This window comes from Pseudomonas sp. MYb185 (genome assembly GCF_002979975.1).
Classification (GTDB): Bacteria; Pseudomonadota; Gammaproteobacteria; order Pseudomonadales; family Pseudomonadaceae; genus Halopseudomonas.
The window spans coordinates 414,541-429,776 of record NZ_PCQD01000002.1; the positions used below are offsets into that span (position 1 = coordinate 414,541).

Annotated in this window: 10 protein-coding genes; 5 read left to right on the plus strand and 5 right to left on the minus strand. The window is 62.4% G+C overall.

All coding sequences use genetic code 11. The features are described 5' to 3' along the window. Positions 1–88: 88 nt before the first annotated feature. Both aceE and aceF read left to right on the plus strand, forming a co-directional pair. Positions 89–2,740: a pyruvate dehydrogenase (acetyl-transferring), homodimeric type gene (aceE, locus tag CQ007_RS04380; protein WP_105643697.1), complete on the plus strand. Its 2,652-nt coding sequence runs from the start codon at positions 89–91 to the stop codon at positions 2,738–2,740. Between the two features lie 11 nt (positions 2,741–2,751). After that, on the plus strand, positions 2,752–4,410 hold the full coding sequence (gene aceF, locus CQ007_RS04385; RefSeq protein ID WP_105643698.1) for a dihydrolipoyllysine-residue acetyltransferase: 1,659 nt from the start codon (positions 2,752–2,754) through the stop codon (positions 4,408–4,410). Positions 4,411–4,548: 138 nt separating this feature from the next. Here aceF and CQ007_RS04390 read toward each other — a convergent pair whose 3' ends face one another. The 4 genes from CQ007_RS04390 to rluD form a co-directional block, all read right to left on the minus strand. After that, positions 4,549–5,148, minus strand: a complete 600-nt coding sequence (locus tag CQ007_RS04390) for a transposase (RefSeq protein ID WP_105643699.1) — start codon at positions 5,146–5,148, stop codon at positions 4,549–4,551. Positions 5,149–5,830: 682 nt separating this feature from the next. Continuing rightward, positions 5,831–8,398 (minus strand): ATP-dependent chaperone ClpB, encoded by a 2,568-nt coding sequence (gene clpB, locus CQ007_RS04395; RefSeq protein ID WP_105643700.1) that lies wholly within the window; start codon positions 8,396–8,398, stop codon positions 5,831–5,833. A 113-nt stretch (positions 8,399–8,511) separates the two neighbouring features. Then, the gene (pgeF, locus tag CQ007_RS04400; RefSeq protein WP_105643701.1) at positions 8,512–9,249 is read right to left on the minus strand and encodes a peptidoglycan editing factor PgeF; all 738 of its coding nucleotides are present in this window, start codon (positions 9,247–9,249) and stop codon (positions 8,512–8,514) included. Further along, a complete protein-coding gene (rluD, locus tag CQ007_RS04405) occupies positions 9,246–10,205 on the minus strand; it encodes a 23S rRNA pseudouridine(1911/1915/1917) synthase RluD (RefSeq protein ID WP_105643702.1) in 960 nt (319 codons plus the stop codon). The genes pgeF and rluD overlap by 4 nt, the downstream gene beginning before the upstream one ends. 184 nt (positions 10,206–10,389) lie before the next feature. Here rluD and CQ007_RS04410 point away from each other — a divergent pair, with 184 nt between their 5' ends. Beyond that, positions 10,390–11,388, plus strand: a complete 999-nt coding sequence (locus tag CQ007_RS04410) for an outer membrane protein assembly factor BamD (protein ID WP_105643703.1) — start codon at positions 10,390–10,392, stop codon at positions 11,386–11,388. Between the two features lie 248 nt (positions 11,389–11,636). On the opposite strand, the gene CQ007_RS04415 is transcribed toward CQ007_RS04410, so the two are convergent. Continuing rightward, on the minus strand, positions 11,637–13,268 hold the full coding sequence (locus CQ007_RS04415; protein WP_105643704.1) for an NAD+ synthase: 1,632 nt from the start codon (positions 13,266–13,268) through the stop codon (positions 11,637–11,639). Positions 13,269–13,405: 137 nt separating this feature from the next. Between CQ007_RS04415 and CQ007_RS04420 the strand changes: the two genes are divergently transcribed. Both CQ007_RS04420 and CQ007_RS04425 read left to right on the plus strand, forming a co-directional pair. Further along, positions 13,406–13,639, plus strand: coding sequence for a PP0621 family protein (locus tag CQ007_RS04420; protein ID WP_105643705.1), 234 nt, complete (start codon positions 13,406–13,408; stop codon positions 13,637–13,639). Then, entirely contained in the window at positions 13,620–15,212 is a 1,593-nt protein-coding gene (locus CQ007_RS04425; RefSeq protein ID WP_105643706.1) for a PAS domain-containing sensor histidine kinase, read from the plus strand. The genes CQ007_RS04420 and CQ007_RS04425 overlap by 20 nt, the downstream gene beginning before the upstream one ends. Positions 15,213–15,236 lie beyond the last annotated feature (24 nt).

Genomic DNA, 15,236 nt, shown 5'->3' on the forward strand with positions numbered 1-15,236 from the left:
TTGACCATTGCATTCCCGAGCCCATACCACCACGCTCTGACAATGCGATTGTTTTTTACCCTGGGACCCACAAGGTCTGGAGAACAATATGAAGCATGAAGATATCGATCCACTCGAAACCCAGGAATGGCTCGATGCCCTGGAGTCCGTTCTCGATAACGAAGGCGAGGATCGGGCGGAATATCTGATTCAACGCATGGGTGAACTGGCCAGCCGCAGCGGTACGCACCTGCCCTATGCGATCACCACGCCTTACCGCAACACCATCCCGGTCACCCACGAAGCGGTGATGCCTGGCGACCTGTTCATGGAGCGCCGCATCCGCTCGATGGTACGCTGGAACGCACTGGCCATGGTCATGCGCGCCAACCTGCAGGATCCGGACCTGGGTGGCCACATTTCCACCTTCGCCTCCAGCGCCACGCTGTACGATATCGGTTTCAACTACTTCTTCAAGGCTCCCACCGAGGAACACGGCGGTGACCTGGTCTTCTTCCAGGGTCACGCCTCACCGGGCATCTACGCCCGCGCGTTCCTCGAAGGTCGCATCAGCGAAGAGCAGATGACCAACTACCGCCAGGAAGTGGACGGCAACGGCCTGTCCTCCTATCCGCACCCCTGGTTGATGCCCGATTTCTGGCAGTTCCCTACCGTATCCATGGGTCTGGGTCCGATCCAGGCGATCTACCAGGCGCGCTTCATGAAGTACCTGGAAAGCCGCGGCTTCATCGAGCCGGGCAAACAGAAGGTCTGGTGCTTCCTGGGTGACGGCGAGTGTGACGAGCCGGAATCCCTCGGCGCCATCTCGCTGGCTGGCCGTGAGAAACTCGACAACCTGATCTTCGTCATCAACTGCAACCTGCAGCGCCTCGACGGGCCGGTACGCGGTAACGGCAAGATCATTCAGGAGCTGGAAGGCAGCTTCCGCGGCGCCGACTGGAACGTGATCAAGGTCATCTGGGGCCGTCTGTGGGATCCGCTGCTGTCCCGTGATGTCGACGGCCTGCTGCAGAAGCGCATGGAAGACGCCGTGGACGGCGACTACCAGAACTACAAGGCCAACGACGGCGCCTACGTGCGCGAACATTTCTTCGGTGCCCGCCCGGAACTGAAGAAGATGGTCGAGAACATGTCCGACGAGGAGATCTGGAAGCTCAACCGGGGCGGCCACGATCCCTACAAGGTCTACGCTGCCTACCATGCGGCGACCAATCACAAGGGCCAGCCCAGTGTCATCCTGGCCAAGACCATCAAGGGCTACGGCACCGGCGCCAGCCAGGGCCAGAACATCGCCCACAACACCAAGAAGGTCGACATCGACAGCCTGCGCAAATTCCGCGACAGCTTCGGTATCCCGATCAGCGACGACAACCTGGAACACCTGCCGTTCTACCGTCCGGAAGAAGGCAGCCCCGAGTACAAGTACCTGCACTCGCGCCGCGAAGCACTGGGCGGCTACATGCCGCAGCGCCGCACCTCCAGCACACCGATTCCGATCCCGCCGCTGGAGACCCTCAAGTCCATCCTCGACGGTACCGGCGAGCGCGAAATCTCCACTACCATGGCCTTCGTGCGCATCCTCGCACAACTGCTGAAGGACAAGGAGCTGGGCCAGCGTATCGTACCGATCGTTCCCGACGAAGCCCGTACCTTCGGTATGGAAGGCATGTTCCGTCAGTTGGGCATCTACTCCTCGGTCGGTCAGTTGTACGACCCGGTCGACAAGGACCAGGTGATGTTCTACCGCGAGGACAAGAAAGGCCAGATCCTCGAGGAAGGCATCACCGAGGCTGGCGGCATGTCCAGCTGGATCGCCGCGGCCACCGCCTACAGCACCTACAACCAGCCGATGCTGCCGTTCTACATTTTCTACTCGATGTTCGGCTTCCAGCGTATCGGTGACCTGGCCTGGGCCGCTGGCGACAGCCGCGCCAAGGGCTTCCTGGTAGGCGGCACCGCTGGTCGCACCACCCTGAACGGTGAAGGTCTGCAGCACGAGGACGGTCACAGCCACATCCTGGCCTCGACCATTCCCAACTGCCGCACCTACGACCCCACCTACGGCTACGAGCTGGCGGTGATCATTCGCGAAGGCTCGCGCCGGATGATGGAAGAGCAGGAAAACATCTTCTATTACCTGACCGTGATGAACGAAGCCTACGCCCAGCCGGCCATGCCCGAAGGCGTGGAAGAAGGCATCATCCGCGGCATGTATCTGCTCGAAGAAGCCAAGGAAAAAGGCAAGCAGCACGTCCAGCTGATGGGCAGCGGCACCATCCTGCGTGAAGTACGCGAAGCGGCCGCCATCCTGCAGAAAAACTACGGTATCAGCGCCGACATCTGGAGCGTCACCAGCTTCAACGAGCTGCGCCGTGACGGCCTGGACGTCGAGCGCTGGAATCGCCTGCACCCGACCGACACGCCACGCCTGACCTACGTCGAGCAGAACCTGGCTGAACGCAGCGGACCGGTGATTGCCGCCACCGACTACATGAAGCTGTATGCCGAGCAGATCCGCCAGTGGGTGCCGGGCAACTTCAAGGCGCTGGGCACCGACGGCTTCGGCCGCAGCGACACCCGTCGCAAGCTGCGTGACTTCTTCGAAGTCGACCGCCGCTGGGTCGCCTATACCGCCCTGGCCGCACTGGTCGAGAACGGTGAGCTGCAGCCCGAGGTGCTGATCGAAGCGCAGGCCACCTTCGGCCTGAACCCGAACAAAGCCAACCCGCTGGATTGCTGAGGAGAGATACCATGAGTGAATTGATCAAGGTACCCGACATCGGCGGCGGTGAAGGTGAAGTCATCGAGATTCTGGTGCAGGTTGGCGACAAGATCGAAGCCGAACAGAGCCTGCTGACCCTGGAATCCGACAAGGCCAGCATGGAACTGCCCAGCCCCAAGGCTGGGGTGGTCACCGCCATCAAGTTCAAGATGGGCGACACCCTCAAGGAAGGTGACGACCTGATCGAACTGGATGTGGAAGGAGATGAAGCGGCAGCCAGCACAGAGCCGGCCGCCGAGGAACAGGAAAAAGCCGAACAACCGGCCAAACAGGAAGCGGCAGCCGCCGCTCCTGCGGAAAAACCTGCGCCGAAGAAAGCCGAAAGCAGCGTGCAGTCGTTCAATATCCCGGATATTGGCGATGGCAGCGCCCGGGTCATCGAACTGCTGGTTCAGGTCGGCGACAAGGTCGAGGCCGAACAGAGCCTGCTGACCCTGGAGTCGGACAAGGCCAGCATGGAAATCCCGGCGCCGACGGCCGGTGTGATCGAGTCCATCGAGGTGAAGCTCGAGCAGGAAGTGCAGACCGGCGACCTGATGCTGACCATGCGCGTGGAAGGTGAAAGCGAGGCTGAAGAAGCCGAGCAGGCACCCGCCGCCGCAGAGAAAGCACAGGATGATGTCGCGACCGCCCCTGCCAAGGAAGAACGCGCTCCGGCAGCTGCCGCCAAACCCGCGGAGCCAGCCCCGGTTGGCGCACCCAGCCGCGGCAGCAAGAAGGTCCATGCCGGGCCTGCCGTGCGCAAGCTCGCGCGCGAGTTCGGGGTGGAACTGACCGAAGTCAAAGGCAGCGGTCCGCGTGAACGTATTCTCAAGGAAGACGTGCAGAGCTTCGTACAGAATGTGATGCGCAAGAGCAAGGAAACCGGTGGCGCCGCCGTTACCGGTGGAGCCGGCATCCCGCAGGTGCCGGAAGTCGACTTCAGCCGCTTCGGCGAAGTGGAACTGAAGGACATGACCCGCCTGCAACAGGTCGGCGCAGCCAACCTGCACCGCAGTTGGCTCAACGTGCCGCATGTCACCCAGTTCGACCTGGCCGATATCAGCGAACTGGAAGACTTCCGCAAGGCGCAGAAAGCCGTCGCGGAAAAGGCCGGCGTCAAGCTGACCGTACTGCCGTTCCTGCTCAAGGCCTGTGCTCACCTGCTGCGTGAACAGCCGAACTTCAACGTCTCGCTGGCCGCCAATGGCAAGCAACTGATCCAGAAGAACTATGTGCACATCGGCTTCGCCGTGGACACGCCGGACGGTCTGCTGGTCGCGGTGATCCGCGATGTGGACAAGAAGAGTCTGCTGGAGCTGGCTGCCGAAGCGGCGGAACTCGCCGACAAGGCGCGCAACAAGAAGCTCAGCGCCAATGACATGCAGGGCGCCTGCTTCACCATCTCCAGCCTGGGACACATCGGGGGTACCTACTTCACCCCGATCGTCAACACCCCGGAAGTGGCGATCCTCGGCGTCAGCCGGGCGACGATGCAACCGGTATGGGACGGCAAGGCCTTCGAGCCCCGCCTGATGCTGCCGCTGTCCCTGTCCTACGACCACCGCGCCATCAACGGCGCCGCCGCCGCACAGTTCACCAAGCGTCTGGGTGAACTGCTGGCTGACATCCGGTCGATGTTGTTGTAAGCGCAATGGAGTGTCGAGTTCGATCTCGACACAATGCGCGCTGAACCTCTGGTGGCCGGGATGGAACCCGGCCTTCCATAGCGCAGCGCAGCCCGGAGTGTCGATGGCGATCCCGTCGAGTTCCATCTCGACACAAGCTCACCCTTCCGCCGGACTCGACCACTTCCACTCTTCTGCACTTTGACACAATCCAGCCTTGACCGGGTTTTGCTGAATATAATGTATCGCTGCCTGCAGATGGGTCTCGGTACGAATATAACGATCCCAGTATCCACGCATCCAGAACCCACCAACAGGCAACTGTAGATGCAGTCTTGCCGCATTCTGCAAAGCCCAACGCGCCGAGTAGGTTTTCCAACCCTGCACAATCCGCGGTAACGAGTAGCTTGGCTTGATCAATATATGCACATGATTGGGCATGATGGTCCAGGCCAGCAGTTGATAGCGAACATCCTGGTAATACTTGAAGCTTTGCTGCAACGCCGCCGCCATGCCCGGGTGGGCCAACAGGCAACAGCCGTACCCGCGATCGAGGTATCTTTCCAGCCGCGCGCGTAGGGCATCCGACTGCTCAGCCTCCGGCAACAGATCGGTCTCTTTTTTCCATTCTCTGATTACATGGAAAGGGATGCTGTCGGCCAGCCTGAAGGTGATGAATTGAATGGTGTCAGGAGCATCGAAATGAGGGAGATTGCGCGAGCTGTACCAGCCTCGATAGTCGCTCTGATGGGAGGTCATATGCAGCGGTCCGTGCCAATGTCGGCATGGATGCTAGCAATGCTCTCGCAGGCGGGATAGGAATGAGGTCACAGAATGGGAGGAAAGCCACCTAGAGCAGCGTGGCATGGAATGTCGATGGCGACCCCGTCGAGTTCCATCTCGACATCATGTCAGCCGGAGACGCCGCTGGCCGGGATGGAACCCGGCCTTCCATAGGGCAGCGCAGCCCGGAGTGTCGAGTTCCATCTCGACATCGTGCCAGCCGGAGATACCGCTGGCCGGGATGGAACCCGGCCTTCCATCGGGCAGCGCAGCCTGGGGTGTCGAGTTCCATCTCGACATCATGCCAGCCGGAGACGCCGCTGGCCGGGATGGAACCCGGCCTTCCACAGGGCAGCGTAACCCGGAGTGTCGAGTTCCATCTCGACATCGTCCCAGCCGGAGACGCCGCTGGCCGGGATGGAACCCGGCCTTCCACAGGGCAGCGTGGCATGGAATGTCGAGTTCCATCTCGACATCATGCCAGCCGGAGACGCCGCTGGCCGGGATGGAACCCGGCCTTCCATAGGGCAGCGTAACCCGGAATGTCGAGTTCCATCTCGACATCATGCCAACCGGAGACGCCGCTGGCCGGGATGGAACCCGGCCTTCCATCGGGCAGCGCAGCCCGGAGTGTCGAGTTCCATCTCGACATCACGGCCTACCGGGTAAACACGAACTCCTCCCCTTCTACTCCTGCCTTGATCACCGCACCCGGCTCGAAGTCGCCAGCCAGTATCCGCTGCGCCAGCGGGTTTTCGATCCAGCGCTGGATGGCGCGTTTGAGCGGGCGGGCGCCGTAGACCGGGTCGTAGCCGACGGCGATGAGTTTTTCCAGTGCCTCTTCGCTCAGTTCCAGGTTCAGTTCGCGCTCGGCCAGGCGCTGGCGCAGGCGGTCCATCTGGATGTCGGCGATGCCGGCGATCTGCTCCTTGCCCAGCGGCTCGAACACCACTACCTCGTCGATCCGGTTGACGAATTCCGGGCGGAAATGCTGGCCGACGGCGTCCATCACCGCGGCGCGCTGCGCTTCCGGGTCGCCGACCAGTTCCTGGATCTGCGCCGAGCCCAGGTTCGAGGTCATGACGATCACCGTGTTACGGAAGTCCACGGTGCGGCCCTGGCTGTCGGTCAGACGACCATCTTCCAATACCTGCAGCAGGATGTTGAACACATCCGGATGGGCCTTTTCCACTTCGTCCATGAGGATCACCGAGTACGGCTTGCGGCGTACCGCTTCGGTCAGGTAACCGCCTTCCTCATAGCCGACATAGCCCGGAGGCGCGCCGATCAGGCGGGCCACCGAGTGCTTCTCCATGAACTCGGACATATCGATACGCACCATGGCCTCTTCGGTATCGAACAGGAACTCGGCCAGCGCCTTGCACAACTCGGTCTTGCCCACCCCGGTCGGGCCGAGGAACAGGAAGGAACCACTGGGACGGTTCGGGTCCGACAGGCCGGCGCGCGAGCGACGTACGGCGTTGGAGACAGCGACTACCGCTTCGTCCTGGCCGATCACCCGCTTGTGCAGCTCCTGCTCCATACGCAGCAGCTTGTCACGCTCGCCTTCGAGCATCTTGGATACCGGGATGCCGGTCCACTTGGACACCACCTCGGCGATCTCCTCGTCGGTGACCTTGTTACGCAGCAACTGGTTCTCGGTCTTGCCATGCTGCTCGGCCATCTGCTGGCTGCGTTCCAGATCGGGGATGATGCCGTATTGCAGCTCGGCCATGCGGTTCAGGTCGCCCTTGCGCCGGGCATTTTCCAGCTCCTGCTTGGCCTGTTCGATCTTCTCCTGCAACTGGGCGGTGCCCTGCACCTCGGCCTTCTCCGCCTTCCAGATTTCCTCCAGGTCGGCGTACTCACGCTCCAGCCGAACGATGTCCTCCTGCAGTTTCTCCAGCCGCTTGATGGTGGCTTCGTCGTCTTCCTTCTTCAGCGCCTCACGTTCGACCTTGAGCTGGATCAGCCGACGATCCAGACGGTCCAGTTCCTCCGGCTTGGAGTCGATCTCCATGCGGATGCGGCTGGCGGCCTCGTCGATCAGGTCGATAGCCTTGTCCGGCAACTGACGATCGGTGATGTAACGATGCGACAACTTGGCCGCAGCGATGATCGCGCCGTCGGTAATCGCCACCTTGTGGTGCACCTCGTAGCGCTCCTTGAGGCCACGCAGGATGGCGATGGTATCTTCCTCGCTGGGCTCGTCCACCAGCACCTTCTGGAAGCGCCGTTCCAGCGCCGCATCCTTCTCGATGTACTGACGGTACTCGTCCAGGGTGGTGGCGCCCACACAGTGCAGCTCACCACGCGCCAGCGCTGGCTTGAGCATGTTGCCGGCGTCCATGGAGCCTTCCGCCTTGCCGGCACCGACCATGGTATGCAGTTCGTCGATAAACAGGATGATCTGGCCTTCCTGCTTGCTCAGCTCGTTGAGCACCGCCTTGAGACGCTCCTCGAACTCGCCACGGAACTTGGCCCCGGCGATCAGCGAGCCCATATCCAGCGACAGCAGGCGCTTGCCCTTGAGGCCATCAGGCACCTCGCCGTTGATGATGCGCTGGGCCAGACCCTCGACGATGGCGGTCTTGCCCACGCCGGGCTCACCGATCAGCACCGGGTTGTTCTTGGTGCGGCGCTGCAGCACCTGCACGGTACGGCGGATCTCGTCGTCCCGGCCGATCACCGGGTCGAGCTTGCCCTCCTCGGCCTTGCGGGTCAGGTCGACGGTGTACTTGTCCAGCGCCTGGCGGGACTCCTCGGCATTGGCCTCGTTCACGGTTTCGCCTCCTCGCAGGTTGTCGATAGCGGTTTCCAGGGCCTTTTTCGATACGCCCTGCCCCAGCAGGATCTTGCCCAGGCGGGTACCGTCGTCCATCGCCGCCAGCAATACCAGTTCGCTGGAGATGAACTGGTCACCGCGCTTCTGTGCCAGCGCATCGGCCTTGTTCAGCAGACGTGCCAGATCCTGGGACAGGTTGATGTCCCCGGTGGGGTTGCTGATGGTGGGTAGTTGATCAATCGCCGTGCTCAATTGCTGGCGCAGGCTGTTGAGATCGAAACCGACCTGCAGCAGCAGCGGCTTGATCGAACCCTGTTGCTGCTCGATCAGTGCCAGCAGCAGGTGCAGCGGCTCGATCTGGTTGTGGTCACGGCCCACGGCCAACGACTGGGCGTCGGACAGGGCCATCTGCAGAGTACTGGTCAGGCGGTCGATACGCATGGATGTCAGTCCTTATCAGACAGGCCGGAGCACAACTCCGGCGAGATTCATATGAGATGAATGATAGATGAGGATTATTATCGTGCTTTCAAGGGGGAGGACACTGATCAGTGTCAATTTTTTGTCGCAGAGTCCAGCCAGATCAGTGAAGCGAAGCGCCCGGTTTGCCCGTCGCGCCGGTAGGAGAAAAAACGCAGGGAGTCGCTGACCGTGCACAACCCGCCACCGTATATCGCGGTGACACCCTGCGCCTGCAGGCGCAGCCTGGCGAGTTGATAGATGTCCGCCAGGTAATGCCCCGGCCGCTCGGATGGGGTGAAACACTCGGCAGCGGCAGTGCTGCCGAAGATGTCCCGCACCTCCGGCCCAACCTCGAACGCCTGCGGGCCAATCGCCGGCCCCAACCAGACCAGCAGCTCCTGCGGCGCGACACCCAGTGCCGCCACGGTGTTTTCCAGTATGCCCGCAGCCAGCCCGCGCCAGCCAGCATGGGCGGCCGCCACCCGGGTGCCGGCACGGTCGCAGAACAGCACCGGCAGGCAGTCGGCGGTCATCACTGCGCAGGCCACATCCGTCTCGGTGGTCCAGCAGGCATCGGCCTCCTCCACCAGGCCTGGGGCGGCTTCCACCACGTCGGTGCTGTGAGTCTGTTCCAGCCAGGCAAGGCGGCAGCCGAGTTTGCGCGCCAGCTCCGCCCGATTGGCCAGCACATGATTGAGCTCGTCGCCGACGTGAGTGCCGAGATTGAAGCCCTTGAACAGGCCCTGACTGCAGCCATCCTGGCGTGTGGTCACGCAGGTTCTGACCCACTCGGGCGCCGGCCAGTCGGCCTTCAACCAATGCTCTTTCATTCTTCCTGCTCACCATCCGCGCGCAACAGCGCCAACAGCTCAAGCATATCCTCTGGCAGCGGTGCTTCCCAGCGCATCGGTCGGTTGTCATCCGGGTGCTCCAGCTCCAGACGCCGGGCATGCAGTGCCTGGCGCGGAAAACCGCGCAGCATCGCCAGCAGTTCCGGACTCGCGCCCGGTGGAATGCGCAGCCGCCCGCCATAGGTCGGGTCACCCACCAGCGGAAAATGGATATGGCTCATGTGAACGCGGATCTGGTGCGTGCGTCCGGTCTCCAGCTTGACCTTGACATGGGTATGGGCACGAAAGCGGCTGATCACCCGGTAATGGCTGATCGCCGGCTTGCCACCAGCGACCACCGCCATCTTCTGCCGGTTGCTACCATGCCGGGCGATCGGCTCGTCGACCTTGCCACCAGCGGTCATCACCCCGACTACCACGCATTCGTATTCGCGGGTGACCGTACGGTTCTGCAGCTGGATGACCAGGTCGGTCTGCGCTTCCAGGGTCTTGGCCACTACCATCAGGCCGGTAGTGTCCTTGTCCAGCCGGTGCACGATACCGGCACGCGGCACCTTGGCCAGTTCCGGGGCATGGTGCAGCAGGGCGTTGAGCAGGGTGCCGTCCTGGTGACCCGCCGCCGGATGCACCACCAGACCAGCTGGCTTGTTGATCACCAGCAGGGCGTGATCCTCATAGACAATGTCCAGGGCAATGGCCTCGGGCTGCCAATCACCCTGCACTTCCCGCTCGGCATCCAGTTCCAGCCGCTCGCCGCCATATACGGTGTCGCGCGGGCGGATCTGTTTGCCATCCACGGTCAGGCTGCCATCCTTGATCCAGCCCTGCAGTCGGGATCGGGAGTGGTTGGGGAACAATTGGGCTGCTACCTGGTCAAGGCGTTGACCACCACACTCGGGGGTGACCTGTGCAGACATGCGGATTCGTTCGGACATCAATGGCTCGCTGGTATGCGCCGAGGGGCGCAGGGGTGGCGCGCAATCCCTTTTGGTTTCGGCTCGGCGCTGTGGTTAAATACGGCTTCTTTGTCTGGCACATGATGTGCCGTGCAACAGGGTCCAACTATAACAGGACGGCTGTCTGGGCAACAGCGCGCGGTCGTCCCTCCGGATGTCAACTATGTCGATAAAACATCTACTGCTGGTCGGTCTGCTGGGTCTGCTGGCGGCCTGCTCATCAAACAAGGCAACGGTGCTGGACGATTCGCTCAGCGAATCCGAACTCTACGCCATCGCCCAGACGAATCTGGACGCCAACAACTACAGCCTGGCGATCGACTCACTGCGGGCCCTGGAGTCGCGCTATCCGTTCGGGCGTTTCGCCGAGCAGGCGCAACTGGAACTGATCTACGCCTACTACCAGAGCCTGGAGCTGGAAGCGGCGAAGTCCTCGGCTGACCGCTTCATCCGTCTGCATCCGCAGCATGCCGATGTGGACTATGCCTACTACATGCGTGGCATGACCTCCTTCACCCGTGACCGCGGCCTGTTCGAGCGCTTCCTGCCGCTGGACATGACCCGCCGCGACCCGGGTGCCGCGCGCGACTCCTTCAACGAGTTCGCCCAACTGGTCAGCCGCTACCCGAACAGTCGCTACGCACCGGATGCCCGCCTGCGCATGGTCTACCTGCGCAACCTGCTGGCCTCCTACGACGCCCATGTCGGCCACTACTACCTCAAGCGCGGCGCCTATATCGCCGCCGCCAACCGCGGCCGCTATATCGTCGAGAACTTCCAGCAGACCCCCTCGGTCGGCGACGGCCTGGCCCTGATGGTCGAAGGCTACCGCCAGCTGGCACTGGATGACCTGGCCGACAATGCACTGCTGACCCTGCAGACCAACTATCCGGAACACCCGAGTCTGAAGGGTGGTGAATTCCGTCATCATGTCGAGCCCGCGCAGCGCGACGCCGGCTGGGTCGAATCGATGACCGTCGGCCTGCTGGACAAGGTCATGACACCACCGTCGATGAGCCGCGAGACCCAGATGGAACGGGAAATGGAACAGCAGTACCAGAGCGCCCTTACCGCATTGCCGCGTGACATCCGCGCGCCACAGGCTGAAAGACAGCAGAAGCGTTCCATCTGGAGCCGTGTGACATTCGGGTTGTTTGACTGAGCTTCTGATGGCGTAGTGCAGACGCGCTACGCCATCGGCTCGCAGCCGTGCATGGCCGGCCCTGTGGATTGCCACGCCCTTCGGGCTCGCAATGACGTGGAGAGAGAGTCCGGTAATGACTGCAAGAGAGCCCCGCAACGACACCTGAGAAGGACCGGACAAAGGGGCCCGCATATCCTCCCTCGTCATTGCGAACCGCAAAGCGGTGAAGCAATCCACAGGCACGGAGTAGCCGGTGCCCCCTTCCCTTATTCCTCTATCGCCCAACTGGCCGTGATCGGCAACCGCCGGTCCCGACCGAAGCCACGCTGCGTCACCCGCGGCCCGATCGCCGCCTGACGCCGCTTGTATTCGTTGCGATCCACCATCGCCAGCACCTTGGTCACCACCGCTTCATCGAACCCGGCCTCAATGATGTCCCTGGCCGACTGGTCGTGCTCCACATACAGGCGCAGGATCTCGTCCAGCATTGGATAGGGTGGCAGTGAATCCTCATCCTTCTGGCCGGGGGCCAGCTCGGCCGAGGGCGGCCGGTCGATGACCCGCTGCGGTATCACCGGGCCCAGGCTGTTGCGGTAGTCGGCCAGGCGGAACACCATGGTCTTGGGTACATCCTTGAGCACGTCGTAACCGCCGGCCATGTCGCCGTACAGGGTCGAGTAGCCCACCGCCAACTCACTCTTGTTACCCGTGGTCAGCACCAGGGCGCCATTCTTGTTGGACAGCGCCATCAGCAGCACGCCCCGGCAGCGGGCCTGCAGGTTCTCTTCGGTGGTATCCCGCGCCATGCCGGCAAACACCGGCGCCAGGGTGTCGAGGAAGGCTTCGACCATCGGCGCGATCGGTAACACCCGATAGGTAACGCCCTGGTTGGTGGCCTGCTCGGCAGCGTCGTGAATGCTGATTTCGGCGGTGTAATGGTAGGGCATCATCACCGCCTCGACCCGACTGGCACCCAGTGCATCCACTGCCACCGCCATGGTCAATGCCGAGTCGATACCACCGGACAGCCCCAGCACCACGCTCTTGAAACCGTTCTTGCCAACATAGTCGCGCACCCCGGTCACCAGCGCCCGGTAGATACTGGCCTCCAGCTCCGGCAGCGGCTCCAGCGCCCCCGGGCGCAGGCTGACGCTGTGCTGGTCATACTCGATATCCACCGGATACAACCCTTCAACAAAGGCCGCACCACGCAGTGCGAGCTCTCCATTGGCGTCCATCGCGACCGAGCCACCATCGAATACCAGTTCGTCCTGGGCACCGACCTGATTGACATACAGCACCGGCATGCCGCCTTCGGCGCAGCGCTCACGCAGCACCGCCTCGCGCTCGGCCTGCTTGCCCATATGGAATGGCGAGGCATTGAGATTCAGCATCAACCGCGCACCGGCAGCCCGGGCCTGCTGCATGGGTTCGCTGTGCCAGATGTCCTCGCACACGCTCAGCGCTACCGGCAGCCCGGCGATATCCACCACGCAGGGACTGTCGCCCTCGGTGAAGTAGCGTTTTTCGTCGAACACCTTGTAGTTCGGCAGCTTCTGCTTGCTGTAGCTGGCAACCACCCGGCCATCGGCGATCACCGCCGCCTTGTTGTAGCAACGGCCATCGACCTGCCAGGGATAGCCCACCACCAGATGGATGCCGGAGACCCGTTCGGCCAGTTGCTGCAGTCCCTGCTCGATGCGCTCCTGCATGCTCGAACGCAGTAGCAGGTCCTCCGGCGGATAACCGCACAGGGTCAGTTCCGGATAGATGACCGCGTCGGCCTTGAGTTCGTCCCGAGCGTGGGTGGCGGTGTCCACGATCCGCTGCAGGTTGCCGCGAATGTCGCCGACACGCAGGTTGAGCTGGGCCAAAACGATACGCACACTGGCAGTCATTGCCGATCTCCTGTGTCTATGGTCGGGTTATTGTCGATCAAGCCCTCCGGCACCGCAACGACGATGACGGACTTGTTTGGCACAATGCCCGCGTGGGATACACTAGGGGCTGTCCTCATACTGGAATCATTGCGTTCATGGGCCTGATCAAACTATTCATCCTGCTGGTGCTGGCATATATCGCCTTCGTGTTCTGGCGGCAAATGAAGGCCGCCCAGGCGGACCGACGCCGCACCGCGCCACCACCACAAGCGCCCAAGATGGTTCGCTGTGCCCAGTGCCAGCTGCACCTGCCGGAACACCTGGCCCTGCGCCAGGGTGAAAAATGGTATTGCTGCAGCGAGCACCGCGATGTGGATCAGCAGGACTGATACAGTTGACTCCCAACGCCCGAAAATATTGCGTATCTACAATATCTATCGGGTGGTGCTCGGCCTTTTCCTGACCCTGCTGACCAGCTCCGCCCTGCGCGACGGGCTGATCGACCTGCAGAATCCGGACCTGTATGAAAGCGCCAGCTGGATCTATCTGATCGTCAATGTGCTGATCGCCCTGCTGTTGCATCAGGGCAAGCGCGACCTGCACCTGTTCGTGCTGGCGGTGCTGGATATCTTCCTCCTGGCGATCCTGTTCTATGCTGCCGGGGGCGCCAGCAGCGGCCTGGGCAACCTGCTGATCATCCCGGTGGCGACCGGCAATATCCTGTTGCATGGGCGCATCGGCCAGTTGCTGGCGGCGCTGGCCAGTCTGGCGCTGATCTACCTGACCTTCTTTCTCAGCCTGTCCCACCCGGCCATCAGCCAGAGCTATCTGCAGGTGGGCGTGCTGGGCTGCATCTATTTCGCCGTGGCGCTGTTCGTGCAACGGCTCAGCCGCCGTCTGCGCCAGTCGGAGAACCTCGCCCAGCAACATGCGGCCAGCCTGGCCAGCATGGAGAAACTCAACCAGTTGATCATCCAGCGCATGCGTACCGGCATCATGGTGGTCGACGAGGCACATGAAGTCCTGCTGGCCAACGAAGCGGCGGCGCAGATGCTCGGCAAGCCGATCATCCGCGGCATGGAGCTCGACCGCCTGTCCCCGGAACTGGGACAACGCCAGCGCCAGTGGCAGGTCAACCCGTCGATCCGCGCCCTGCCCTTTCGCAACCATATCGGCGGGGCGGAGCTGATGGCCAGTTTCAAGCGTCTGCCGGCCGATGAGCGCGAGTCCATCCTGGTGTTCCTGGATGACAACGCGGTAGTGGCGCAACAGGTGCAGCAACTGAAACTGGCCTCCCTCGGCCGACTCACTGCCAGTATCGCCCACGAGATCCGCAACCCGCTGGGCGCACTCAGCCATGCTGCGCAACTGCTGATCGAGTCCGAGCACATTCACCAGCAGGACCGCCGCCTGACCGAAATCATCCAGCAACACTCCAAACGCATGAACCGGGTCATCGAAACCGTGCTGGAACTGTCCCGGCGGCGCCAGAGCGAACCGCAGCTGGTGGACCTGACCCTGTGGCTGGCGCAGTTCATCCGCGACCACCGGCAGTCCAGCCCGGCCACCGATATCATCGAGTGCGAGTTCGAGAAGGAAGGCATCCTCACCCGCATGGACCCGAACCAGTTGAGCCAGGTGCTCGGCAACCTGTGCCAGAACGCCTTCCGCTACAGCGGCGAGGCGGGCAGCCCGCGAACCATCTGGCTGAAGCTGTATGAAGACGCCGATACCGGGCTGCCGACCCTGGAGGTCATCGACCATGGACCGGGCATCGACGATCGGCACCTGGCCCAGGTCTTCGAGCCCTTCTATACCACCGACTCGTCCGGCACCGGCCTGGGCCTGTACATTTCCCGGGAACTCTGCGAAAGCAATCAGGCCAGGCTGGAGTACGAACGCCTGGAGCCGCGCGGCAGTTGCATGCGTATAGTCTTCGCTCACCCGAAACGGCTGGTATGATGAGGGTCTGAGCCCCTACCTGAA

What these genes read in the sequence shown, in the direction of transcription:
- CQ007_RS04390 (WP_105643699.1), bottom strand. Translation starts at nt 5,148, where the DNA reads ATGACCTCCCATCAGAGCGACTATCGAGGCTGGTACAGCTCGCGCAAT.
- aceE (WP_105643697.1), top strand. Translation starts at nt 89, where the DNA reads ATGAAGCATGAAGATATCGATCCACTCGAAACCCAGGAATGGCTCGAT.
- CQ007_RS04420 (WP_105643705.1), top strand. Translation starts at nt 13,406, where the DNA reads ATGGGCCTGATCAAACTATTCATCCTGCTGGTGCTGGCATATATCGCC.
- aceF (WP_105643698.1), top strand. Translation starts at nt 2,752, where the DNA reads ATGAGTGAATTGATCAAGGTACCCGACATCGGCGGCGGTGAAGGTGAA.
- clpB (WP_105643700.1), bottom strand. Translation starts at nt 8,398, where the DNA reads ATGCGTATCGACCGCCTGACCAGTACTCTGCAGATGGCCCTGTCCGAC.
- CQ007_RS04410 (WP_105643703.1), top strand. Translation starts at nt 10,390, where the DNA reads ATGTCGATAAAACATCTACTGCTGGTCGGTCTGCTGGGTCTGCTGGCG.
- CQ007_RS04425 (WP_105643706.1), top strand. Translation starts at nt 13,620, where the DNA reads ATGTGGATCAGCAGGACTGATACAGTTGACTCCCAACGCCCGAAAATA.
- rluD (WP_105643702.1), bottom strand. Translation starts at nt 10,205, where the DNA reads ATGTCCGAACGAATCCGCATGTCTGCACAGGTCACCCCCGAGTGTGGT.
- pgeF (WP_105643701.1), bottom strand. Translation starts at nt 9,249, where the DNA reads ATGAAAGAGCATTGGTTGAAGGCCGACTGGCCGGCGCCCGAGTGGGTC.
- CQ007_RS04415 (WP_105643704.1), bottom strand. Translation starts at nt 13,268, where the DNA reads ATGACTGCCAGTGTGCGTATCGTTTTGGCCCAGCTCAACCTGCGTGTC.